At 28.3% G+C, this 21,870-nt stretch carries 23 protein-coding genes and 1 other RNA gene; 13 read left to right on the top strand and 11 right to left on the bottom strand.

Annotation, left to right across the window (positions count from 1 at the left end; genetic code table 11):
* Nucleotides 1-2 precede the first annotated feature (2 nt).
* Nucleotides 3-524, bottom strand: a complete 522-nt coding sequence (locus ACKTTQ_RS11280; protein ID WP_093871042.1) for a DUF4199 domain-containing protein — start codon at nucleotides 522-524, stop codon at nucleotides 3-5.
* A gap of 176 nt (nucleotides 525-700) precedes the next feature.
* Between ACKTTQ_RS11280 and ffs the strand changes: the two genes are divergently transcribed.
* Nucleotides 701-798: signal recognition particle sRNA small type (gene ffs, locus ACKTTQ_RS11275), an RNA gene on the top strand.
* Between the two features lie 19 nt (nucleotides 799-817).
* Here the strand turns inward: ffs and xerA are convergent.
* Together xerA and ACKTTQ_RS11265 are read right to left on the bottom strand one after the other, a co-directional pair.
* Nucleotides 818-1,732, bottom strand: a complete 915-nt coding sequence (xerA, locus tag ACKTTQ_RS11270; RefSeq protein ID WP_408049259.1) for a site-specific tyrosine recombinase/integron integrase — start codon at nucleotides 1,730-1,732, stop codon at nucleotides 818-820.
* Between the two features lie 170 nt (nucleotides 1,733-1,902).
* A complete protein-coding gene (locus ACKTTQ_RS11265; RefSeq protein ID WP_408049258.1) occupies nucleotides 1,903-3,525 on the bottom strand; it encodes an ABC-F family ATP-binding cassette domain-containing protein in 1,623 nt (540 codons plus the stop codon).
* A gap of 182 nt (nucleotides 3,526-3,707) precedes the next feature.
* On the opposite strand from ACKTTQ_RS11265, the gene ACKTTQ_RS11260 reads away from it, so the two are divergent.
* Nucleotides 3,708-5,060: a hypothetical protein gene (locus ACKTTQ_RS11260; protein ID WP_408049257.1), complete on the top strand. Its 1,353-nt coding sequence runs from the start codon at nucleotides 3,708-3,710 to the stop codon at nucleotides 5,058-5,060.
* A gap of 123 nt (nucleotides 5,061-5,183) precedes the next feature.
* Complete coding sequence (locus ACKTTQ_RS11255; RefSeq protein WP_408049256.1) at nucleotides 5,184-6,989, top strand: DEAD/DEAH box helicase; 1,806 nt, start codon at nucleotides 5,184-5,186, stop codon at nucleotides 6,987-6,989.
* 70 nt (nucleotides 6,990-7,059) lie between these two features.
* Here ACKTTQ_RS11255 and ACKTTQ_RS11250 read toward each other — a convergent pair whose 3' ends face one another.
* The 6 genes from ACKTTQ_RS11250 to ACKTTQ_RS11225 all read right to left on the bottom strand — a co-directional run bounded on the left by ACKTTQ_RS11250 (nucleotide 7,060) and on the right by ACKTTQ_RS11225 (nucleotide 12,859).
* Entirely contained in the window at nucleotides 7,060-9,357 is a 2,298-nt protein-coding gene (locus ACKTTQ_RS11250) for an FdhF/YdeP family oxidoreductase (RefSeq protein ID WP_408049255.1), read from the bottom strand.
* A 124-nt stretch (nucleotides 9,358-9,481) separates the two neighbouring features.
* Entirely contained in the window at nucleotides 9,482-10,768 is a 1,287-nt protein-coding gene (locus ACKTTQ_RS11245; protein ID WP_408049254.1) for a hypothetical protein, read from the bottom strand.
* 54 nt (nucleotides 10,769-10,822) lie between these two features.
* On the bottom strand, nucleotides 10,823-11,482 hold the full coding sequence (locus tag ACKTTQ_RS11240; RefSeq protein WP_299133644.1) for a pyridoxamine 5'-phosphate oxidase family protein: 660 nt from the start codon (nucleotides 11,480-11,482) through the stop codon (nucleotides 10,823-10,825).
* 13 nt (nucleotides 11,483-11,495) lie between these two features.
* A complete protein-coding gene (locus ACKTTQ_RS11235) occupies nucleotides 11,496-12,020 on the bottom strand; it encodes a GNAT family N-acetyltransferase (RefSeq protein WP_408049253.1) in 525 nt (174 codons plus the stop codon).
* 30 nt (nucleotides 12,021-12,050) lie between these two features.
* The gene (locus ACKTTQ_RS11230) at nucleotides 12,051-12,341 is read right to left on the bottom strand and encodes a DUF1272 domain-containing protein (protein ID WP_408049252.1); all 291 of its coding nucleotides are present in this window, start codon (nucleotides 12,339-12,341) and stop codon (nucleotides 12,051-12,053) included.
* On the bottom strand, nucleotides 12,341-12,859 hold the full coding sequence (locus tag ACKTTQ_RS11225) for a DinB family protein (protein ID WP_408049251.1): 519 nt from the start codon (nucleotides 12,857-12,859) through the stop codon (nucleotides 12,341-12,343). The genes ACKTTQ_RS11230 and ACKTTQ_RS11225 overlap by 1 nt, the downstream gene beginning before the upstream one ends.
* Before the next feature lie 113 nt (nucleotides 12,860-12,972).
* Between ACKTTQ_RS11225 and pdxR the strand changes: the two genes are divergently transcribed.
* On the top strand, nucleotides 12,973-14,463 hold the full coding sequence (gene pdxR / locus ACKTTQ_RS11220) for a MocR-like pyridoxine biosynthesis transcription factor PdxR (protein WP_408049250.1): 1,491 nt from the start codon (nucleotides 12,973-12,975) through the stop codon (nucleotides 14,461-14,463).
* On the opposite strand, the gene prmC is transcribed toward pdxR, so the two are convergent.
* Together prmC and ACKTTQ_RS11210 are read right to left on the bottom strand one after the other, a co-directional pair.
* A complete protein-coding gene (gene prmC / locus ACKTTQ_RS11215) occupies nucleotides 14,447-15,343 on the bottom strand; it encodes a peptide chain release factor N(5)-glutamine methyltransferase (RefSeq protein ID WP_093871054.1) in 897 nt (298 codons plus the stop codon). The two genes, pdxR and prmC, sit on opposite strands and share 17 nt — an antisense overlap.
* A gap of 18 nt (nucleotides 15,344-15,361) precedes the next feature.
* Nucleotides 15,362-15,853 (bottom strand): GNAT family N-acetyltransferase, encoded by a 492-nt coding sequence (locus tag ACKTTQ_RS11210; protein WP_299133656.1) that lies wholly within the window; start codon nucleotides 15,851-15,853, stop codon nucleotides 15,362-15,364.
* Nucleotides 15,854-15,904: 51 nt separating this feature from the next.
* Here ACKTTQ_RS11210 and ACKTTQ_RS11205 point away from each other — a divergent pair, with 51 nt between their 5' ends.
* From ACKTTQ_RS11205 to ACKTTQ_RS11165, 9 genes are all read left to right on the top strand, one after another.
* Nucleotides 15,905-16,366, top strand: coding sequence for an LEA type 2 family protein (locus ACKTTQ_RS11205; protein WP_233487158.1), 462 nt, complete (start codon nucleotides 15,905-15,907; stop codon nucleotides 16,364-16,366).
* A 24-nt stretch (nucleotides 16,367-16,390) separates the two neighbouring features.
* Nucleotides 16,391-17,431 (top strand): bifunctional diaminohydroxyphosphoribosylaminopyrimidine deaminase/5-amino-6-(5-phosphoribosylamino)uracil reductase RibD, encoded by a 1,041-nt coding sequence (gene ribD, locus ACKTTQ_RS11200; protein ID WP_408049249.1) that lies wholly within the window; start codon nucleotides 16,391-16,393, stop codon nucleotides 17,429-17,431.
* Complete coding sequence (locus ACKTTQ_RS11195) at nucleotides 17,424-18,032, top strand: HAD-IA family hydrolase (RefSeq protein ID WP_408049248.1); 609 nt, start codon at nucleotides 17,424-17,426, stop codon at nucleotides 18,030-18,032. The genes ribD and ACKTTQ_RS11195 overlap by 8 nt, the downstream gene beginning before the upstream one ends.
* A 1-nt stretch (nucleotide 18,033) precedes the next feature.
* Nucleotides 18,034-18,894, top strand: a complete 861-nt coding sequence (locus tag ACKTTQ_RS11190; RefSeq protein ID WP_408049247.1) for an EamA family transporter — start codon at nucleotides 18,034-18,036, stop codon at nucleotides 18,892-18,894.
* Nucleotides 18,894-19,505 carry an IMPACT family protein gene (locus ACKTTQ_RS11185; RefSeq protein WP_113787048.1) on the top strand — a complete coding sequence of 204 codons (612 nt, stop codon included), beginning with the start codon at nucleotides 18,894-18,896 and terminating at the stop codon, nucleotides 19,503-19,505. The genes ACKTTQ_RS11190 and ACKTTQ_RS11185 overlap by 1 nt, the downstream gene beginning before the upstream one ends.
* Nucleotides 19,506-19,653: 148 nt before the next feature.
* Entirely contained in the window at nucleotides 19,654-20,064 is a 411-nt protein-coding gene (locus tag ACKTTQ_RS11180) for a hypothetical protein (protein ID WP_093871060.1), read from the top strand.
* A gap of 6 nt (nucleotides 20,065-20,070) precedes the next feature.
* Nucleotides 20,071-20,469 (top strand): pYEATS domain-containing protein, encoded by a 399-nt coding sequence (locus ACKTTQ_RS11175; RefSeq protein ID WP_093871061.1) that lies wholly within the window; start codon nucleotides 20,071-20,073, stop codon nucleotides 20,467-20,469.
* A 258-nt stretch (nucleotides 20,470-20,727) separates the two neighbouring features.
* Nucleotides 20,728-20,961, top strand: coding sequence for a thioredoxin family protein (locus tag ACKTTQ_RS11170; RefSeq protein ID WP_093871062.1), 234 nt, complete (start codon nucleotides 20,728-20,730; stop codon nucleotides 20,959-20,961).
* 177 nt (nucleotides 20,962-21,138) lie between these two features.
* Complete coding sequence (locus ACKTTQ_RS11165) at nucleotides 21,139-21,870, top strand: AAA family ATPase (RefSeq protein WP_408049246.1); 732 nt, start codon at nucleotides 21,139-21,141, stop codon at nucleotides 21,868-21,870.

Raw genomic sequence — 21,870 nt, 5'->3', positions numbered from 1 at the left:
TACTAATATTCGTTTTCTTCTGTTTTTTTCATAATAGCTCCTGCTATTGCAGAAATTATAAATCCAAGGACAGCTGAACCTATTATTCCCATAGCTGCACCAATTAAAGGAGAACTAAGTTTTTGACTCATTTCATTCGCAGCTTCAATTTGTTCCTCAGACATTCCTCCGTCTAACATTTTTTGATTTTGAACTTCCATCATTTGAGTCATAAAATCAGGTTCAATAAAAGAAACAAAAATATAGTTATAAATAACACTTACTAATGCTGCTAATACAGTTATACCAACACCGATCTTTACAGACTGTCCCCATGTAATTAGGTCGTTGTTGATAGCTCTATATTTTTTTATTCCTAAAACAATTAATGTAATGGTTATAAGCATAGAAACTATAGATAGTGACCAGTGTGGATTTAAATGTTTTCCTAAGGCATACATAGTTAAACTTAATAAAACACTAGATGCTCCTAGAATTAAACCATTGTTGATGATAATACTTTTACTGTTTGCTTGATTTTCCATTGTGTGAATTTAGTTAGTTATACAAATATATTATTTTCTTATACACTTTAATACTATGTGTTTTAAAAGTAAAAAAGTATAGTAACAATTCATTAGTATTCAAAACCTTAGAAATGTTACATAAATTTTATGCAAATTTTATTATTTTTTATAAAAAAAAGGATGTAGATTTGCCTCGGCAAGTCCTACACAACTAGCTCCCTTTGAATCCCCCAGGGCGGGAACGCAGCAAGGGTATTAGGTTGAGCAGTGTGATGTAGGTAGCTTGCCTTTTTTTATGCTCTTATTTTTCCTTACTCTTTAGTATTTAAATTACTTCTTGGATGATGTAAGGTAACCACTTCTTTTAGATATTCTCTATCGACATGTACATAAATTTCTGTAGTAGTAATACTTTCATGCCCCAATAGTTGTTGTATAACTCTTAAATCTGCTCCATTTTGTAGTAAATAAGTAGCAAATGAATGGCGTAAGGTGTGTGGGCCTATTTTCTTTTTAAGGTTTATTTTAGTAGCTAAATTTTTTAAAATTATAAATATCATTTGACGAGTTAATCGTTTTCCACGTCTGTTTAAAAAAATGATGTCCTCATCTTCTTTTTTAGGGAGAATGTTTGAGCGTATTTCATTGATGTAAAGTTCTATTCTTTTTATAGTAGTATTATGTATAGGTACAAAACGATATTTATTACCTTTTCCTAAAATTCTAATGTAATTTTCTTCAAAAAATAAATCCGACAATTGTAAATTAATAACTTCGCTAACACGAAGACCACAACTATAAATTGTTTCAATTATAGTTTTATTTCGTTCTCCTTGAGGATGACTTAAATCTATAGCAGAAATTAAAGAATCTACTTCATCTTTTGAAATAGTGTCAGGAAGCTTTCTCCCTATGTTGGGGCTTTCAATTAAATCAGTAGGATTGTCTTTTCTATAATCTTCAAAAACTAAATAATCAAAAAAGCCCCTAAGACTAGAAATTAACCGAGCCTGACTTCTAGCATTTATAGTTTTACTAACATCATAAATAAATTCTTTGATTATGTTAGAAGAAATGTAAATAGGGGAGTAGTGTTCTTTTAATAAGTCAATAAATAAAATAAGTTTTTTTATATCTCTTTGATAACTTTCAATGGAGTTTTTAGCTAAACCACGTTCAATTTTGAGATAATTTATATAGTCTGATAAAGCTTGTTGCCAATTCATTAACTTGTTTTAATTTTAGTGAAAAATAAATATATTACTTAAGTATTGAAAATAAGAAAAAATATTGTTCAGTATGTAATTAGTTTTAAGCTTATAATTAAAAACTCCCTAAAATTAAATTCTAGGGAGTTTTATTTGTATTTCTAAAGAATAAATGTACTTTAAATTTATTAAGAATACATTTTAGCTCTTAATTCTTTTACTTTTGGATCACTTAAATATTCATCAAAAGTAGCGTACTTATCAATTACACCTTTAGGTGTTATTTCTATAATTCTATTAGCTACTGTTTGTGCAAACTCATGATCATGTGTTGTAAACAATATTGTTCCTTTAAAGTTGATTAACGAGTTGTTTAATGATTGTATAGATTCTAAATCGAGGTGATTTGTTGGTTCGTCAACTAGTAAAATATTCGCTCTAGTCATCATCATTCTAGATAACATGCAACGTACTTTTTCACCTCCAGATAGAACATTGCTTTTCTTTAAGGCTTCTTCACCAGAGAAAATCATTTTCCCTAAAAAACCTCTTAAAAAAACTTCTTCTCTTTCTTCTTCAGTTTTTGCATATTGACGTAACCAGTCAACTAAGTTTAATTCACCATTTTGAAAAAATGCAGAGTTATCAGAAGGAAGATATGATTGTGTGGTAGTAACTCCCCAGCTACATTTACCATTATCAGCCTTATCATTATCTGTGATGGCTTGATAGAATGCAGTTGTTGCTTTAGAGTTTTTAGATATTATAGCTACTTTGTCACCTCTATTTAAGTTAATATCTATATTAGAAAATAATAATTCTCCTTCAGCATCAGTTTTAGAAAGTCCTTCTATATTTAAAATTTGATCACCAGCCTCTCTGTCTCTTTCAAAAATAATGGCAGGATATCGACGACTTGAAGGTTTAATATCTTCTACATTTAGTTTTTCAATCATCTTTTTACGAGAAGTAGCTTGCTTAGATTTAGCTACGTTTGCAGAAAAACGACGAATAAACTCCTCTAACTCTTTCTTTTTATCTTCAGCCTTTTTGTTTTGTTGTGCTCTTTGCTTAGCCGCTAATTGACTAGATTCATACCAGAAAGTATAATTACCAGAGAAATGATTAATTTTTGAAAAATCAATATCTGAAATGTGCGTACATACAGCATCTAAAAAGTGACGGTCATGCGACACAACAATAACTGTATTGTCATAATTCGCTAAGAAGTTTTCTAACCAAGAAATAGTTTCAAAATCTAAATCATTGGTAGGCTCATCCATTATCAATACATCAGGACTACCAAATAAAGCTTGTGCTAATAACACACGTACTTTTTGTTTACCATCTAAATCTTTCATTAAAGAATAATGGTATTCTTCTTTAATACCTAAGTTAGATAGCATTGAAGCTGCATCAGAATCTGCATTCCAACCATTCATTTCTTCAAATTTTACTTGAAGTTCACCTATTTTCTCAGCATTTTCATCAGTATAATCGGCATATAATGCATCAATTTCCTTTTTTATGGCAAATAAGTCTTTATTTCCCATAATAACAGCTTCTAAAACTGGTACTTCATCAAAGGCGTAATGGTTTTGAGAAAGAACAGACATTCTTTTTCCTGCTTCTAGATGAACTTGCCCTGAAGTAGGATCTAAATCTCCAGATAAAATCTTCAAAAAAGTAGATTTTCCTGCTCCATTTGCTCCAATAATACCATAACAATTACCTTGAGTAAATTTTGTATTTACCTCATCAAATAAAATTCTTTTACCAAACTGAACTGATAAATTAGAAACTGATAACATTTATAAAATTTTAAATTCCGGTGCAAAAGTATAAAATATAAAGAGTTTAAAAGAATTTGGATAGAAAATTTTAAGATTATAAATTTGGAAAATTTTAAATTCTTTTAACAACGAATTAACAAGGTTATTCTTAATTGATATTTATTTTTGGATGTTGCTTTAATGCATACACATAAAACAGTATGACAAAATATTTAATTCCCTTCTTACTTTTAACAACAATTATTGGTTGTAATACTCCAAATAAAACTAAGTACACTTATTTTGGAGGTAAAATTATAAATCCAAAAGGTTGTTATGTTATTTTATCTGATCACAAAAACTTTAGAGATACCATTATGCTTTCTAAAGACAATACTTTTATGGGTAAGTATGAAAATTTTAAAGAAGGATTATATATTTTTGATCATGGACCTGAATATCAATATGTGTATATTCAACCTTCTGATAGTTTACTTTTTAGATTGAATACATGGGATTTTGATGAGTCTTTAGTTTTTAGTGGTAAAAATGCTGAAAGAAATAATCTTTTAATAGAAACTTTTTTGAAACATGAAGAAGATAAAAGAAGGTTATTTGATAACAAAAAGCTTGAGAAATTCAAATTTATTTCAAAAATTGATTCCTTATTACTAAGTAAACAAAGTATTCTAAAAAAATATAAAAAAGAACATAGGGAAGAACCTTTAGAATTTTTAGATATATTAAATATATCATTAACATATCCTGTTTATTCAAATTTAGAAACATATTCAATAGATAATATTGAAAATGAAGAGCCATTAGATAGTAATTATTTTAGCTATAGAGATAAAATAGAATTAGGTAGAGATTCTTTAATGTTTTATGGCCCTTATTATAGGTATGTAATTAACAAAATTTATAATGAAGCTTATTTAAAAGGCTCAGATGAGAAATCTCAAATCTTTGTAAAAAGTCTATTAAATAATATTAATCAGGAACTAACTGATGAGAAAATAAAAGATAGATTTTTATATAGTACTGTAGTTTATCATTTTAACAAAAGAACTAAAAGTAATTCATATAAAGATGTTTTTCATAGATACTTTGAATTAAGTAGAGATATAGAAAATAAGAAAAAAATTCAACGTCTTATTAATGATATCAAACAGATAAAAATTGATAAAAGAATTCCTGATTTTAAATTAGAGGCTCCAACAGGTAACTGGGTAGATGTTTCAAAAATTATAAGAAATAAAAAAACGGTTATTTTCTTTAAAAGCCAAAAAGTTAATTCACGAGAAAGAATAGCGTCAAGGGTTAATTATTTTATTAAAAAATATCCAGAAATTAATTTTATACTAGTTAATTCTAGAGTTAAAGGTAAATTTACAAAGAATGTACCTATTAGGTATCAATATAAGATACCTGAAAATAGTAAAGCTTTTAATTTCTTAACTAGTGAGTTTTCTCGTTTAGTAATAGTAGATGAAAATGGAATTGTAAAGAATGATTACACAAGTACTTCTGCTTATGATATAGAGCAACAATTTAAAGAATTACAAAAAAAATAACTCTCTGCACCTTATATTAATAAATTAGCGTACTTTTGCGCCGTCCAAAATCTCACTACAGAGATAATTAAAAATAAAAAGAATTCATAGGTGGGCATCTGTGGGTTCGTTTAAATTCACAGTATGTCAACATTTTTAGAATTAGGCTTGAAAGAGCCTATAAGCAAAGCATTAATTGATTTAGGGTATGAAACGCCAACCGTAATTCAACAAAAAGCAATTCCACAAATAATAGGATCTGACCAAGATTTAAAAGCTTTTGCTCAAACAGGAACTGGTAAAACAGCAGCATTTAGCTTACCTATTATTGAGTTAATTAACGAGAAAGATAATAATACTCAAGCTATTATTTTATCTCCAACTAGAGAATTAGCTGTACAAATTGGTAAAAACATTGAAAGTTTTTCAAAATACATTCCGGAATTAAAGGTAGCAACAGTATATGGTGGTGCTAACATAGATCAACAAATAAAGCAACTTAAAAGAGGTGCCCAAATAGTTATTGGAACTCCTGGTAGAACGGTAGATTTAATAAAAAGAAGAGCATTAAAGTTAGGTAATGTTAAGTGGTTAGTTTTAGATGAAGCTGATGAAATGCTTAATATGGGCTTTAAAGATGAGTTAGATAAGGTATTAGAAGCTACCCCTGAAACAAAACAAACATTATTGTTTTCTGCAACTTTTCCAAGAGAAGTTGAAGCAATTGCTAGGAATTATATGAGCAATCCTGCTGAGATTACTTCTGGACAGAAAAATCAAGGGTCAGAAAATGTAAGCCATGAATATTATTTGGTAACGGAAAGAACACGTTATCCTGCACTTAAAAGAGTGGCAGATGTAAACCCTAATATTTATGCGATTGTATTTTGTAGAACACGTAGGGAAACTCAAGAAGTAGCTGACTTTTTAATTAGAGATGGTTATAGTGCTGATGCATTGCATGGTGATTTATCACAAGCACAACGTGATAGCGTTATGGAAAAATTTCGTAAGAAAAATATTCAAATGTTAGTAGCTACTGATGTTGCTGCACGTGGTTTAGATGTTGATAGTCTTACACATGTTATTAACCATAAGTTACCTGACCAAATTGAAAATTACAACCATAGAAGTGGTAGAACAGGTAGAGCAGGAAATAAAGGAATTTCTATTGCTTTAGTAACTAAGAAAGAACGTGGACGTTTAAATCCAATAGAAAGAATTTTAAAGAAAAAATTTGTTCATACACCTGTACCTACTGGGAAAGAGATATGTGAGAAACAATTATTTCATTTAATAGATAAAGTAGAGAATACTGAAGTAAAAGAAAATGAAATAGCAAGTTTTTTACCAAGTATTTATGAAAAATTAGAAAATTTAACTAGAGAAGAATTAATTCAAAAGTTTGTTTCTATAGAGTTTAATAGCTTTTTATCATACTATGAGAAGGCACCAGATTTAAACGATTTATCTTCAAGAGATAATTCTAGAGGAAGATCAGTAAATGAAGATATGACTCGTTTTTTCATTAATTTAGGGAGAAAAGATCGTTTAAATCCAGCAAAGTTAATAGGACTTATTAATGAGCAAAACATATCGGATAAAGTTGAGATAGGAGCTATCGATATTTTAGATACTTTTTCATTTTTTGAAATAGATAAAAACTTTGAAAGCGAAACTCTTGCTTCTTTTGAAAAGAATAGACCAGATTTTGAAGGACGTACTGTAAACATAGAAATCACTAAGAGTGATAGAGGTGGTGGAAGTAGAGGTAGAGGTCGTAGCCGTGGTAATAATAGCGGTGGTGGATTTAGAGGTAAGCGAAGAAGTAATAATGATTCAGGAAGCTCATCTAACAAGAGTTTTGGAAGAAGAAGAAGCAGTGGTGGTGGAGATTCATCTCCTAGAAAATCAAATTCTGGTTTTGGTAGAAAACGAAGAAGAGATTAAATAAAATCATTTACAATAAAAAAACACTATAGTTACTATAGTGTTTTTTTATTACCTAAATATTAAGTTTTTAGCTTACTTTTTGTAATGTTATAATTATCGTTTTTGAAGTAGGTGTGTGACTAATATCAGCTTTACTTTTTATTGGAACTAGAACGTTTGCTTCAGGAAAATAAGTAGCTGTACATTGATTAGGAATACTATATGGAATTACTAAAAAACCTTTCGCATGTCTTTCTTGTCCCTGAAAATGACTTGTTAAATCAACTTTGTCTAATTTTTGTACTCCAATCTTTTTCATGTCATTTGGATTCATGAAAATAACACGACGTTCATTTAATACACCTCTATATCTATCATCTAAACCATATATAGTAGTGTTATATTGATCATGAGTACGTATTGTCATCATAATAAATTGATCATCTTCTAGCTTAATTTCTGATGGTTTATTAGTGGTGAAATTTGCTTTTTTAGTTTTAGTGGGTTTAAAATCATTATCACGTGCATTATTAGGTAAATAAAAACCACCTTTAATACGAACACGTTCATTATAGTTATCAAAACCATTTATAGTAGCTTCAATTTTATCTCTTATGAAATCATAATTAGTAATTAATTCACTCCAGTTTACTTTGGAGTTTTTTAAAGTAGCATTTGCTAGTCCTGCAACAATTGCAGGTTCACTAAGCAGGTGTTTTGATAAAGGATTTAAATGTCCTTGTGATTGATGTACAACTCCCATAGAGTTTTCTACAGTTACAAATTGATCTCCTGATTCTTGATTATCTTTTTCTGAACGACCTAGACAAGGAAGGATAAGTGCTTGCCTTCCATGTATTAAGTGACTCCTATTTAGTTTTGTAGAAACATGAACTGTTAAATTACAATTTTGCAATGCTTTGGCAGTAAATTCAGTATCTGGAGTAGCAGAAATAAAATTACCCCCCATTCCTATAAAAACTTTAGCCTCTTTTTTGTGCATTGCTTCAATAGCAGCTACAACATCATAGCCATGTTTTCTAGGAGCATTAAAAGAAAATTCTTTCTCTAATTTATTTAAAAAATCTTCTTTAGGTTTTTCCCATATTCCCATTGTACGGTCTCCTTGAACATTTGAGTGACCTCTAACAGGGCAAGTACCTGCTCCTTTTTTTCCAATACTTCCTTTTAATAATAAAAGGTTTACAACTTCACGAATATTATCAACAGAGTTTTTATGTTGAGTTAACCCCATAGCCCAGCAAATAATTATTTTGTCATTGTTAATGATTAATTCACTAGCATCTTTAATTTGTTTTAAAGTAAGTCCTGTTTGTGGTAATAAACTCTCTATTGAGTAATTGTCTAAATCCTCTAAAAACTCATCAATACCTGATGTTTTTTCTTTTATAAATTTATGATTGAATACAGAATTAGGTTGCTCTAATTCTTTTTCTTTCATTATTTTTAATATTATTTTTAATAAAGCAACATCACCATTTATCTTAACCTGTAAAAATAAGTCAGTTAAATCCTGACCTTTACCAATCCACTTTAAAGGATTTTGTGGATCTTTATAGTTAAGTAACCCCACTTCTGGTAGTGGATTTACTGTAATTATTTTACCTCCATTTTTTTTAGTCTCGCTAAGTGCGGTTAACATCCTAGGATGATTTGTTCCAGGGTTTTGACCCATTACAATTACTAAATCAGCATGATTAAAATCATCTAAAGTAACTGACCCTTTACCAATACCAAGAGTTTCAGAAAGTGCAGCACCACTACTTTCATGACACATATTTGAGCAATCTGGTAAATTATTTGTTCCGAATTGGCGTACGAAAAGTTGATAAAGAAAAGCAGCTTCGTTACTAGTTCTACCTGAGGTATAAAAAATAGCTTCATCTGGAGATTCTAGGTTGTTCAATTCTTTCCCTACTAAACTAAAAGCATCGTTCCAAGATATTTCTTCATAATAATCAGACCCTTCTTTTAAAATCATAGGGTGAGTTATTCTACCACTTTTACCGATTTCATAATCGGATAACTTAGAAAGTTCTTGAATTGAGTGTGTAGAAAAAAACATTGGAGAAACTCTATTTTTAGTTGCTTCTTCAGCAATTGCTTTCGCACCATTTTCACAATATTCAGCTAAAAAGGCGCGTTTTTCATCCGGATCAGGCCAGGCACAACCCGGACAATCAAATCCATCTTTTTGATTTATTTTAGACAGTAACCCAATTCCTTTTATCAATCCAACTTCTTCATTAACATGGGTTAAAGCTGATGCAATTGCTTTAGCTCCTACCGCAGATGAAGGTATATTAGTTAATTTAATTCCAGTTAATTCTTCAGGAGGTTGAGCATGAATTTTTTTAGTACCCATAGGTTTAAGGTCTGCATTTTTTTTCTTAGTAAGTCAAAGATACTGAAAACATACTGGATATAATTAATTAAAAAATCTCATTAATTTAGTAGTGTAGTATTGAAAACAGTTTACAGGGTAGTGTTTAATTAGTTCCTTTTACGTCTCCCATACTTAAAATTCTATTCTTTCCGAAAGTATGACTTGTTGGGAGTAAAGTTCCACTATTAGTAGTTATCCAGTTGTCCCATGTTGCATCAACTCCGTTCATTTTCATGCTAGGAACATACATTTTATAGCTTTTAGGAACATAATTAGAATCTAAAAACCAAAGATAAGAGTCACCAGGTGTTGTTCCACCAGTTGTGTATTTTACTAATAAAGCATCTTTACTATTTATTTTTTTAATGGTTCTAATAATTCCATCTTCAAATAGTTTATGAGGGGCTATCAACCAAAAACTATCATTATTAAAAAGATCATTCGCTTTTTGAATGATTTTAAAATTAGGGTTTTTCTGTAAAACATCATTATAAGAAACGGTACTTTTATTTAATTTATTTGGATATAAATTTACTTGAATTGTATCCCAACTAACATAAACATTATGTTGTTCTTTATTCCATTTATAATGTCTTTTTCCTGCAAAACTCCACTCTAAAAATTTAGTTTTTTTATAAGCTTCATGTTTTATTGCTTTCAATACCTTCTTAGCTAATATGTTAGCATTGTTATTATAAGCTTTAACTTCTCCCATGTTTAATTCAACGCCAAATAAAGAAAGTTTGTGTTTGGTAGGTAGCTGTATACCAGCTTCAGTTTTTTTCCAATCAGACCAAGTTGCTGAAACACCGCCAATAGGAATAATACTTGTCCACATTTTATAAGATATAGGGTAGTAGTTATCATCTAGTATCCATAAATAAGAATCTCCTGGAGTCGATCCACCGGAAGTGTAAGTAATTAAAAGAGCATCTTTATTATTATGTTCAACGATACTTCTTTTTGTGCCTTTATCAAAAATTTTATAAGGAGCAACTAACCAAAAAGAATCATTATTAAAAAAACTATGTGCTTGTTGAAATATTTTTGAGTCTGGATTTTTTATTTTTACTTTTTCTTTATTAAACAGTATATTTTTTTGTGGTTGATTAGGAAATAAGTGTACGATATAATTATCCCATTCAATAATTACATATCCTTCTCTTTTCATCCACTTATAAAAGTGTTTTCCTCTAAAGCTCCATTCTATTACTTCAGTATTTTCAAAAGCCTCATGATGTAATGAATTAATTACTTTTATTGCTAAAGCATCAGCTTCTTTTCCTTCCTTTCCTTTAGGAAGTGGCTCATTATTTATAAAATAAAAAACACCAATAGCTAAAACAAAAAACAATAAAATAATTCCTATAAACTTAAAAAGCTTCTTCATTTTTATGATAGTTAAAAAATCAGAAGCTAAAATATTAATATTTAAAGAAAGAAGCTATTTGTTCGCTTCATAATAATCTATTATATGTTTAGGTATTTCCATGTTTTCAGGTTTACCTTTATCAGGAATCGGGTATTCAGCAATTTGTTTTATAGGAACAATTCCTGCCCATATAGGTAATTCGTAATCTTCAGGTTCATCTGCAACACCAACATCTCTTACTTTAGCTGAAGCTGTTTCAATAGTCATTTCTACAACTAATGTTCTGTCTAATTCTTTTTGATACATTGGCCTTAAAGAATCCCAATGGTTTGGTACCATTTGATTAACTATCCATTCTAGTATATCAGTTTTATCTGAGTCTTTTTCAATTTTTTTTAAGCTTCCAAAAAGAGTTACAGATCTGTAATTTACTGAATGATGAAGCCCTGAACGGGCTAATACCAAACCGTCTAAATGCACTACTGTTATTGATGTTTCTTCACTTTCTAAAATTGATAAAAGCATTCTGTTGGCTGTAGAACCATGGATGTAAACTTTATCTCCCTTTCTACAATATGCCATTGGGATAGTAATAGGTTTACCATCATATATGTAACCTACATAACATAAAAAACCTGCATCTAAAATAGTATTGATTTTTTCAACATCATAAATAGCTCTATTGGCACCTCTTTTTACCCTGTTTAGTTTTGATTTTGTATATTCATTCATCAGTTTAGTTGTTTTAAATACGCTCTATTTTTTTTGAAAAAACTGTATTTTCATATTCAGTTTCATCTACTTTAAATTGTAAACTTCCAATTTTTTTGAAATTGTTTTTTAGATAAAATTGTATGGCTCTATTGTTTTTTATGTAAACAGAAAGCCAAATACAGTCAAAATTTAAAGAGATAGCTTTGTTTATAAGAATATCATATAATTGCTGACCAATTTTTAATGGTAGAAACTCATTAAGAATATAAATTCGTTCCAGTCGACATGAATTTTCAGGTGTTTCATTATTAAAAGTAGCTCTTAAAACTAGTTTAGCATATCCAACGGGTAAATTGTTTACATAGACTAGGTAGAATAGATTATTAGTGTCACTTAAAGATTCTTTTATTTTTTTTAAGGAAAAAGCCTCATTGTTATAATTTAACAGGTGTTTTTTATTGTCAATGTATTCTCCATGAGATTCAGAATAAGTAATTCTACCTAATAGGGCAAGAATTTCAGCATCAGAGGTAGTTGCTATTCTAATGGTAATCATAATTTTTAAGTTTATTGTTTTAGTAAAAAATCACCTTTTTATCGGTATGATATTTTTGTAAGCTTCTGTATTTTGTTTTGTTAAGTTTTTATTTTTTGGGATAAAAACTCGTTCTTTTGATACGGGATATTTTTTTAAATGAAAAGAGGGTCTAATTGGACGTTGAATAAAATTACCACTACAACTAGGACATACATTCTCAAAAAGTTCTAAAGCACATTCTTTACAATAGGTACATTCAAATGAGCATATCATTGCTTCTTCAGAATTATAGGGTAAATCTTTATTGCAATGTTCACAATTAGGTCTAATCTCTAACATTATAAGTACCTTTCTTTGATTACTTCTATATGCCAAACACTATGGCCTAATAATATAAAAGTACAAGCTCTAGCTGATATAGTTGAATCACTAGCTGTACCTATGTTTTTTAAATTTTCATCAGAAATACTTTCAATTAAGTTTATAGAATAAGAACGAGTACTATTAAATTCATTAATTAACTCTTCTAAAGACTTGTTGTTAGCCATAGAGGGATCAATGTATATATCTTGATCAAAACCAGCTAAAGCCGTTTTGTCATTTCTACTGATTCGAAGAAAGCGGTAAATAAATATTCTTTCAGTATCAATAATATGTTGAAGTAATTCTTTGATTGTCCATTTTTCAGGCTGGTATCGATATTCAAGTTTGTTTTCAGGAACTGATGAGAAAAAGTCAACAACCATTTTTCTATCATCTTCAAAGCCTTTTATTAAGCTAGTGTCTTTTGATACTTTATTTATATATCTTGAATAATATTCATTATATTCTGTTTGTTGTAAATCTTGTACTGTCATATCTTCCTTTTAATGGCTTAGTTAATGTAATGATGTGTTTGTTTTGTATAATCAAAAGTATTACATTTATGGACTATAATATTAGTCCAGAATTAAAATAATTAATAGTCCAGATGTTTCCTTATAAAACTAGCTTTAAATTTGATAAAAGTTGTAACCAACCTATTTATTTACAATTAGCAAATCAATTAATTGCATTTATAAAAAGTGGAGTATTACCAGCAAATACTAAATTATTAGGAACAAGAACTTTAGCGGAATTGTTAAAAGTACATAGAAAGACTATTGTAGCGTGTTATGAAGAACTTGATTTGCAAGGTTGGGTAGAGTCAATTCCTAAAAAAGGAACATTTGTTAAGGCAGATTTACCATTATTACAACTTCGTGTATTTGATAAAACTACGAGTAACAATAAAAACACAGTTAGCGGGTTTTCGTTTTATAAAAATGAGTTGTTAAGTGTTAAAACAAATCAAAAAGAAAAAGAAAAAATATACCTAAATGATGGTGTTTCAGATAGCAGGCTTACACCAACAATTGAGCTAGCTAGAGTTTATAGAAAAATAGCAGGGAAGAAAGATGTTTTTGAACATTTATCGTATGGTTCTACGTATGGAAATGATAGATTAAGAGAAGTTTTAGTTACTTATTTGAATGAAACAAGAGGTTTACAAATAACAAAAAACAATATATTAATAACTAGAGGAAGTCAAATGGGAATATGGCTTAGTACACAGTTATTATTAAAAAAAGAGGATGTAATTGTTGTTGGTGCAACAAATTATTCATCGGCAGATACTACTTTTTTGCAACATGAAGCAACATTAGTTCGTATACGAGTTGATAATGATGGTTTATGTATTACTGAGTTAGAAGATATATGTAAAAAGAAAAAAATTAAGGCTGTGTATGTAACTTCTCATCATCATCATCCTACAACAGTAACTTTATCTGCTGAAAGAAGAATTCATTTATTGAATTTAGCAAAACAACATCAATTTGCAATCATTGAAGATGATTATGATTATGACTTTAATTATAATCATGCACCAATTTTACCATTGGCAAGTCATGACATTCATGGAAACGTAATATACATCGGATCTATTTGTAAAACAGTGGCGCCAGTTTTCAGGATAGGTTACTTGATAGCTTCTAAAGAGTTTGTAGATGAAGCATCTAGTTGTAGAAGGTATATAGATAGGCAAGGAGATGCTTTATTAGAGTTGACTTTTGCGGATTTTATAAAATCGGGAGATTTAGATAGACATATTAGAAAGGTTTTGAAAATATATAAACAGCGTAGAGATTTGTTTTGTAAATTATTAAAAGAAAAACTTTCAGAATTTTTAGAATTTGATATTCCAAAAGGAGGAATGGCTATTTGGGTTGTTTTAAATAAAAAGTACTCTTGGAAGGTAGTTGAAGAGAAGGCTTTGAAGTATAATTTAATAATTGGAGATTGGAAACGATATGATCTTGGAAATAACAATCATAATTCATTGCGAATAGGTTTTGCTAGTTATAACGAAGTAGAAATTTATGACTTAATAAGTTGTTTAGAGAAAGTAATGAAAGAAGTAAAAGCTATAAGTTTGCTTTAATCATTCTATTGTTTCCAAACAAATCTTTACGAAGTTCAATGTTTTTAAATCCTTTTTGATGAAGCATTCCAACAGTTTGGCTTCCTAAATATTGATTTATTTCAAAGAAAAGAAAACCGTCAGAAGAAAGATGTTTTTTTGCTAAATCGGCTATTTTAGTATAAAAAATTAAAGGATTGTCATCTTCAACAAATAAGGCTAAATGAGGTTCATTTTGTAAAACATTATTTTTAATTTCTATTTTTTCTAAGTTCCTTACATATGGGGGATTAGAAACAATAATGTTAAACTTAATGATTTCATCAGATGTTGTTTTTTTCGTAAAAACATTTAAAGAATCTGCTTTTAATATATCTAAATTTAAAAATTGGACAAGAGAATTATTTAAATCTGAATTATGCTTAGCTATTTTTAAAGCTTCTTCAGAAACATCAATAGCACAAATCGTAGAATTATCAATATTAACTTTTAAACTTATAGGGATGCATCCCGAACCTGTACCGATATCTAGGATAGATAAAGATTTTGTTTGATTATTTGTTCTGATTTCTTTTACTTCAGAAATAATCCACTCAACCAGCTCTTCTGTTTCTGGACGAGGAATTAATGTGTGTCTATTTACATGAAAAGGTAATCCATAAAACTCAGTTTTACCTAAAATATATTGTATGGGTTCTTCTTTTTTTAATCGTGCTAAAGCTTTATTTAAAAGAGTTTCATTTTCAGAAGAAATTTCAAAATTAGGCTGTAAAGTAATATCTATACGTTGTAAATTTAAATACTCTTCTATTAAATAAAAGAAAAAGGTATCTATTTCAGTTTGTGGATAAACTGGTGATAGTTGATAAATGAAATTATTTTTAAACTCTTTAATTGTCATTGTATAAAGTCTTCAGTTTTATAATTCTTTAATCATCCATACATTGCAGGAAAAATGCCCAGTATCTCCCATAGGTTTATCTAAGTTAACAAAACCATTTTTTTTATATAAAGCTCTAGCAGCATCCATATAGGGCATAGTTTCTAAATAGCAGTGTTCAAAGCCTTGTTTTTTGGCTTCTTTTAAAGAAAAATCAATAAGCTTACTTCCAAGTCCTTTTCCTCTAGCTATAGGTAAAAAATACATCTTTTGAAACTCACAAACATTACCTTCAAAATTGTCGAGTTTAGAAAAACCAGCACCTCCAACTATTTTATTTTTGTGTTCAATAATATAATAACCAGCATTCTCTTCTTGATAAGTTTCATACATTTCATCAGTAGCACTGTCTTCATAAGCAGTACCAACTTTAGGTACACCAAACTCAATTAAAACATTACGAATAACGGTAGCAATTTGTTTATTATCCTCAGGTTTAATTTCTCTTATAATAAAATCAGATGGTATCATAGGAATGTAGTATTTTTGTACGTACAAAATTACTTAAAATTAAATACAAAAATGATGAAAAGATTCACCTATTTTTCAATACTATTTTTATTTATAACAAGTTGTTCTGTTAAAAAGAAACCAATTTTTTTAAAATTAGATGATATTAAAATTGTGTCTTTTAAAATGGATACCATTCGTTTAAAAGCCATGGCATATTTTAAAAATGAAAATGATATTGGAGGTAAGATTTCTACAGACAAAGTAAAGGTAATTATTAACGGAAGTGAAGTAGCTGAAGTATTTTCTGAACAATTTAAAGTACCAGCAAATAAAGAGTTTTCTATTCCTTTAAAAGTTATAATTCCATCAAAAAAAGTATTTGAAAATAATAAAGGAGGTATTTTAGGTGGAATTCTAAATTCAGTATTAAATAAAAGCTTAGATGTTACTTTTAAAGGAAACATAAAGTATAAAGTACTAGGATTTTCTAGTACGTATCCAATTGATAAAACAGAGAAAATAAAATTTTAGATTATTTTGAATCACGAAAAGTATATGGGCCGCTGTTTACAATTAGCTAAAAAAGGAATTGGAACAGTTAGACCTAACCCTTCAGTAGGAGCAGTTATTGTATTAAATAATAAAATAATAGGAGAGGGGTTTACTTCTCCTTATGGTGGTAATCATGCTGAAGTAAATGCTATTCATTCAGTAAATAATAAAGAGCTATTAAAAAATGCGACAATATATGTAACCTTGGAGCCATGTTCACATTATGGAAAAACGCCACCATGTGCTGATTTAATAATAAAAATGAAAATTTCTAATGTTGTAATTGGTTGTTTAGATACAAATAGTTTAGTTGCGGGAAAAGGTATTGAACGTTTAAAAAAAGAAGGTTGTAGTGTTACGGTAGGGGTGTTAGAAAAAGAATGTTTTGAGCATCATAAACGTTTTTTTACTGTTCAAAATAAAAAACGTCCTTACATTATTTTAAAATGGGCTGAAACACTTGATGGTTTTATAGCACCTTTAACTAAGAGTGAACAAAAACCAATATGGATTTCAAATTCATATTCACAACAGTTAGTGCACAAATGGCGAAGTGAAGAGCATGCTATTTTAGTCGGCACAAATACTGTTATAGCTGATAATCCAAAGTTAAATGTAAGAAGTTGGTCAGGAAATAATCCTGTAAGAATTGTTATTGATAAAAACTTAAGAATTCCATTAGAAACTAATATTTTTGATGAATCTATTAAAACAATAATAATAATTGATTCAAGTACAAATAAAAATGGATCAGTAGATAAAATTAGTGGATTTAAATATCACATAGAGCAAATTGATTTTTCAATAGAAATAGCTCAACAAATTTGTGAAGTATTACATAAACATCAAATACAATCAATTATTGTTGAAGGAGGGAAACAAACTTTACAAACATTTATTGATGCAAATTTATGGGATGAAGCAAAAATCTTTATTGGTGATAATAAATTTCAAGAAGGAGTAAGAAATCCAAATTTTAAAGGAACATTGATTTCCGAAGAAAAATTAAGTAACGATATATTAAGAACCTATATAAATGATTAAAAATATCATTTTTGATTTTGGTGATGTATTCATCAATTTAGATAAGCAGGCAACATACAAGGAATTAGCAAAGTTAGGAGTAACAGAAGTTTCTGAAGAGATGATGCAAGTATATTACAGATATGAAATGGGGTTAATTACTACCAAAGAGTTTATTGATTTTTACCATAAAAAATTTAATATAGCTAAAAAGGATTTGATTAATGCTTGGAATGCCATTTTATTAAATTTTCCATTACACAGGTTAGAGTTTTTAAAAGAGCTTGAAAAATCAAGTAAGTATCGTTTATTTTTATTGAGTAATACTAATGAATTGCATATTTCTTGGATTCAAAATGATTGGGGAAATAACTTATACCAGGAGTTTAAAAATTGTTTTGAGCAATTTTATTTATCGCATGAAATTAATTTACGTAAGCCTAATGAGAATATTTATGAGTTTGTATTAGGAGAAAATAATTTATTAGCCTCAGAAACAATTTTTATTGATGATACAAAAGAAAATACAGATATAGCAAAAAATATGGGAATCCATGTATGGAATATAAATCCAGAAACTGAAGATGTAGTTAATTTATTAAATAGAAAAGAGTTTTTATAGGATGATATATTTAGTGTTAAGCGTTGTGTTTTCAACGTCTTTATTTGTAATATTTAAGTATTTTAATATTTATAAAGTAAATACTTTACAAGCTATTGTTGTAAATTATTTAGTAGCCTTTACTCTAGGTATGTTTTCAGCAAATGCTTTTAGTGAATTAGCAACAATAAATTTGCAACCTTGGTTTTATGGAGCAGTTTCATTAGGCTTGTTGTTTGTTTCAATTTTCTTTGTAATGGCTATGACAGCTCAATATAACGGTGTTTCAGTTGCTTCGATTGCTGGAAAAATGTCAGTAGTTGTGCCTATTGTTTTTGGTATTATTTTATATAATGAAAGCGTAACAGTTTTAAAGGTAATAGGTATATTAGTAGCTTTGATAGCTGTATATTTATCTTCAATTAAAGAAAAAAAATCAACAACAAAAGCAGGTTTGTTATTTCCAGTTTTATTGTTTTTAGGTTCTGGAGTTATAGATACAACTTTAAAATATGTAGAAACTAATTTTGTAACTATTGATGGTGTTGATTTTTTCTCGGGTAGTTTATTTGGTTTTGCTGCTTTTTTTGGAATAGTAATTTTGATAGTAAAGCAATTGATTTCAAGAGAAAAAATAGAAAAGAAAAGTATAATAGCTGGTGTTATATTAGGGATTCCTAATTATTATTCAATTGTTTTTTTAATTAAAGCTTTGCAAAATAAAAACTTTGAAAGCTCAACATTATTTACAGTAAATAATGTAGGAATTGTTATTGCATCTACTTTGGTTGGATTACTGTTATTTAAAGAGAATTTTAGTTTAAAAAATAAAATAGGAGTAGTTTTGGCTATTTTAGGAATTATTCTAGTAACTATAGCTTAATGAGTGAAATAAAAGATACATATAAAACAATAACAAAACCTTCAGAAGAAACCCTGTTTAAAGATAGGAATAGCAAGTTTTTTGGTTATGCATTTCCCGTTTTTAATGAAGATGATGTGAAAAAAGCTTTAGAAGGCTTGAAAAAACAACATCATTCCGCACGTCATTTTTGTTATGCTTGGCAGTTAGGAACCGAAAAAATAAGGTTTAGAGCTAATGATGATGGAGAGCCAAGTAATTCTGCAGGGCAACCTATTTATGGGCAAATTCAGGCTTTTGATGTAACCAATGTTTTAATAGTTTCCGTTCGTTATTTTGGAGGAACTAAATTAGGAGTAGGTGGTTTAATTAATGCGTATAGATCTTCTGCTCAATTAGCTTTAGAAGCTTCAGATATTATTGAGAAAACTATTGATATACATTATAAGTTAACTTTCGGTTACGATATGATGAACAAAGTGCAACGTATTGTAAAAGAACGTAGTATTGAAATTATTAATCAAAAATTAGAGTTAGCATGCGAGTATACAATTTCAGTTCGTAAAAAAGAAGCACAGGTTGTTTTTAATATATTCACTAACTTATTTAAAGTAGAAATTAAAGAATTGTAATTTGAATTTCAATTCATTTTAACTAAATTAGCTATGTGTAAGCTTAATTAATTAAACTAAAAATATAATGGAAAACTTCTTAACTTTTTTAACAGAACATTCCAGTGGCATTATAATACTTATTTTGCTTATGTTTTCTTGTTTAATAATGATAAACTGGCTTGCTAAAATTTTTAATTGGGGTAAGTACAAAAATCCTGAAGTTAATAGTAAAGACTATGGTAATTTAATTTATGTAACAACGCAATTTTTTGCTAATTTAATAAATGATTTTAAGCACTTTTTAGCTTTAGTTATCATAATAATTTTTGCTGGTTTAATAGTGTATTCTATGGCAGCTACTCCAGATTTTAATAATAAAATGAAAGCGTTACAACTTGTAATAGCTTCATTAGGAGGTATAGTTGGTACAGTCATAGGATATTATTTTGGAGAATCTGCTGCAAGAACGAATTCATCTAGAATAACAACAACAAATGAGGTTACTCAATTAGACACTATTGAAAATAATTCAATAGAAGAAGAAATTCAACAAGCTCCTGAAATTGAAGAAAATTAAGAGGTTATGAATAGTAGAGTAAAAACATATGATATAAAAGTACGTGACTCGATTTTTAGCCCGAATAAAAAAGGGGTAAATAAAGAGTTGATTGCTCATTATAAAAAAAATACATCTAGAAGTAGTAAAACACTATATAAAGTATATTTATTTATAGAGGGTAAAGATTTGCCTTTTATTAAAAAAGTTAAATATACACTACATAAAACCTTTAGAAACCCAGTTAAAACCATTGAAAGAAAATCTGATAATACAAATTGTTCATTAGTAATTTGGACATGGGGGCTTTTTAATATAAAAGTTGAATTAGAAGATATTAATGGTGAAATAATACATATGAATCATTACCTAAATTACGGTAGTGAAGTAAAAACTAAAGGAGTAAATTGGATTTCTACTACTTAATATTTTAATCTACAATTAACTTATTTCACTCAATAAATTGGGTTACAATCTTTAACTTAATAGATTTTAATATATCTATTATTAGAGTTTTTCATTTATATTATATTTCTTTAATGTGCTTAATTCTCTGTGTGTCAGTTTTTTTGTTTAAAAACTGGTATTTTATGTTTTGTTAAATTTCTTTAATAATTTTATTTAGTTAGGAATCCTTACTATATTTGTAATAGCAATATTGCTAAAAATTTTAAACACAGAAAAATGAGTAAATCAATTTTTTATCACGCAGGTTGTTCAGTATGTATAAGTGCTGAACATGAAATTGTTAAGTTAATAGGTAAGGACAATATTGAAATTGTAAATATTGGAGAAAACAGGTCTAGAATTGAAGAAGCAGAATTGGTAGGAGTAAAATCTGTACCAGCATTATTAACTCCAACTAATAATGTTTTGCATCTTAATTTTGGTGCTTCTATGGCAGATGTAAAAGGTTAAAATAGTAAAGTTAAGTAGTGAACAACTAATTGTTCACTACTTAACTAATAACAATCTAATCAATTTATTAAATAATTGAATTCAGTGTTAAAATAGGTTATAAGATATAACTAAGAATAAAAACTAGTGATTTTTAATTAGGATTACTAACTTTGTGCTATTAAACATAATAAACTAATGACTATACTACCTAACTTAATTTTAAAGTCAAGAGATACATCTTTAATTGAATTAAGCAATATTCACTTTAGTAAAAGCAATAAGGATATATTAAGTCAATTACTCAAAGAATTTAAGTATATAAATATTCTAGGTGAATATCAATTACCAGTAGATAATAAAATTCTTTTATATGGACACACTGGTTGTGGAAAAACCACTACAGCTAAGGCGATAGCTCATAAATTAGATAAGGAAATATTAATTTTGAATTTAGGAGAAATTATTTCTTCGAAGTTAGGTGAAACAGCTAAAAATATTACAAGTGTATTTAAGAAAGCTTCACGAGAAAATTCAGTTCTTTTTTTAGATGAATTTGATTATATAGGCAAAACTCGTGATTACGATACTAAAGATTCTGGAGAAATGAAGCGATTAGTGAATACTCTTATTCAACAAATTGATCAACTACCCAATACTACTTTATTAATAGCTGCAACAAATCATTCAAGTATTATTGATACAGCATTATTAAGACGTTTTCAATTAAGGTTAAAGTTTGAAAAACCAAATAAAAATGAATTAGATAGGTATTATGATTCATTATTATTAAAATTTCCTAAAGAATTTAGAAGCTTTGAGAGAAGTTATTCTATTTCTTATGCAGAAGCTAGAGATATTACTTTTAGAAATGTTAAAAATAAAATTATAGAGGTAGAAGAAGCTAAAGAATTAACAACTGTTTATTAG

This window comes from Tenacibaculum halocynthiae, from assembly GCF_964512825.1.
In the GTDB taxonomy this organism is placed as follows: Bacteria; Bacteroidota; Bacteroidia; order Flavobacteriales; family Flavobacteriaceae; genus Polaribacter; species Polaribacter halocynthiae.
Note: the sequence above shows the minus strand (reverse complement) of the source record. Positions and strands in the feature narration are given on the sequence as shown.

Bases quoted from the DNA above. Each gene is read 5' to 3' on its own strand.
- ribD (WP_408049249.1), top strand. From the start codon at position 16,391: ATGGGCCGCTGTTTACAATTAGCTAAAAAAGGAATTGGAACAGTTAGA.
- ACKTTQ_RS11240 (WP_299133644.1), bottom strand. From the start codon at position 11,482: ATGAATGAATATACAAAATCAAAACTAAACAGGGTAAAAAGAGGTGCC.
- ACKTTQ_RS11165 (WP_408049246.1), top strand. From the start codon at position 21,139: ATGACTATACTACCTAACTTAATTTTAAAGTCAAGAGATACATCTTTA.
- ACKTTQ_RS11265 (WP_408049258.1), bottom strand. From the start codon at position 3,525: ATGTTATCAGTTTCTAATTTATCAGTTCAGTTTGGTAAAAGAATTTTA.
- ACKTTQ_RS11205 (WP_233487158.1), top strand. From the start codon at position 15,905: ATGATGAAAAGATTCACCTATTTTTCAATACTATTTTTATTTATAACA.
- ACKTTQ_RS11225 (WP_408049251.1), bottom strand. From the start codon at position 12,859: ATGACAGTACAAGATTTACAACAAACAGAATATAATGAATATTATTCA.
- ACKTTQ_RS11170 (WP_093871062.1), top strand. From the start codon at position 20,728: ATGAGTAAATCAATTTTTTATCACGCAGGTTGTTCAGTATGTATAAGT.
- ACKTTQ_RS11260 (WP_408049257.1), top strand. From the start codon at position 3,708: ATGACAAAATATTTAATTCCCTTCTTACTTTTAACAACAATTATTGGT.
- pdxR (WP_408049250.1), top strand. From the start codon at position 12,973: ATGTTTCCTTATAAAACTAGCTTTAAATTTGATAAAAGTTGTAACCAA.
- ACKTTQ_RS11185 (WP_113787048.1), top strand. From the start codon at position 18,894: ATGAGTGAAATAAAAGATACATATAAAACAATAACAAAACCTTCAGAA.
- prmC (WP_093871054.1), bottom strand. From the start codon at position 15,343: ATGACAATTAAAGAGTTTAAAAATAATTTCATTTATCAACTATCACCA.
- xerA (WP_408049259.1), bottom strand. From the start codon at position 1,732: ATGAATTGGCAACAAGCTTTATCAGACTATATAAATTATCTCAAAATT.
- ACKTTQ_RS11235 (WP_408049253.1), bottom strand. From the start codon at position 12,020: ATGATTACCATTAGAATAGCAACTACCTCTGATGCTGAAATTCTTGCC.
- ACKTTQ_RS11250 (WP_408049255.1), bottom strand. From the start codon at position 9,357: ATGGGTACTAAAAAAATTCATGCTCAACCTCCTGAAGAATTAACTGGA.
- ACKTTQ_RS11210 (WP_299133656.1), bottom strand. From the start codon at position 15,853: ATGATACCATCTGATTTTATTATAAGAGAAATTAAACCTGAGGATAAT.
- ACKTTQ_RS11175 (WP_093871061.1), top strand. From the start codon at position 20,071: ATGAATAGTAGAGTAAAAACATATGATATAAAAGTACGTGACTCGATT.
- ACKTTQ_RS11195 (WP_408049248.1), top strand. From the start codon at position 17,424: ATGATTAAAAATATCATTTTTGATTTTGGTGATGTATTCATCAATTTA.
- ACKTTQ_RS11280 (WP_093871042.1), bottom strand. From the start codon at position 524: ATGGAAAATCAAGCAAACAGTAAAAGTATTATCATCAACAATGGTTTA.
- ACKTTQ_RS11230 (WP_408049252.1), bottom strand. From the start codon at position 12,341: ATGTTAGAGATTAGACCTAATTGTGAACATTGCAATAAAGATTTACCC.
- ACKTTQ_RS11245 (WP_408049254.1), bottom strand. From the start codon at position 10,768: ATGAAGAAGCTTTTTAAGTTTATAGGAATTATTTTATTGTTTTTTGTT.
- ACKTTQ_RS11180 (WP_093871060.1), top strand. From the start codon at position 19,654: ATGATAAACTGGCTTGCTAAAATTTTTAATTGGGGTAAGTACAAAAAT.
- ACKTTQ_RS11255 (WP_408049256.1), top strand. From the start codon at position 5,184: ATGTCAACATTTTTAGAATTAGGCTTGAAAGAGCCTATAAGCAAAGCA.
- ACKTTQ_RS11190 (WP_408049247.1), top strand. From the start codon at position 18,034: ATGATATATTTAGTGTTAAGCGTTGTGTTTTCAACGTCTTTATTTGTA.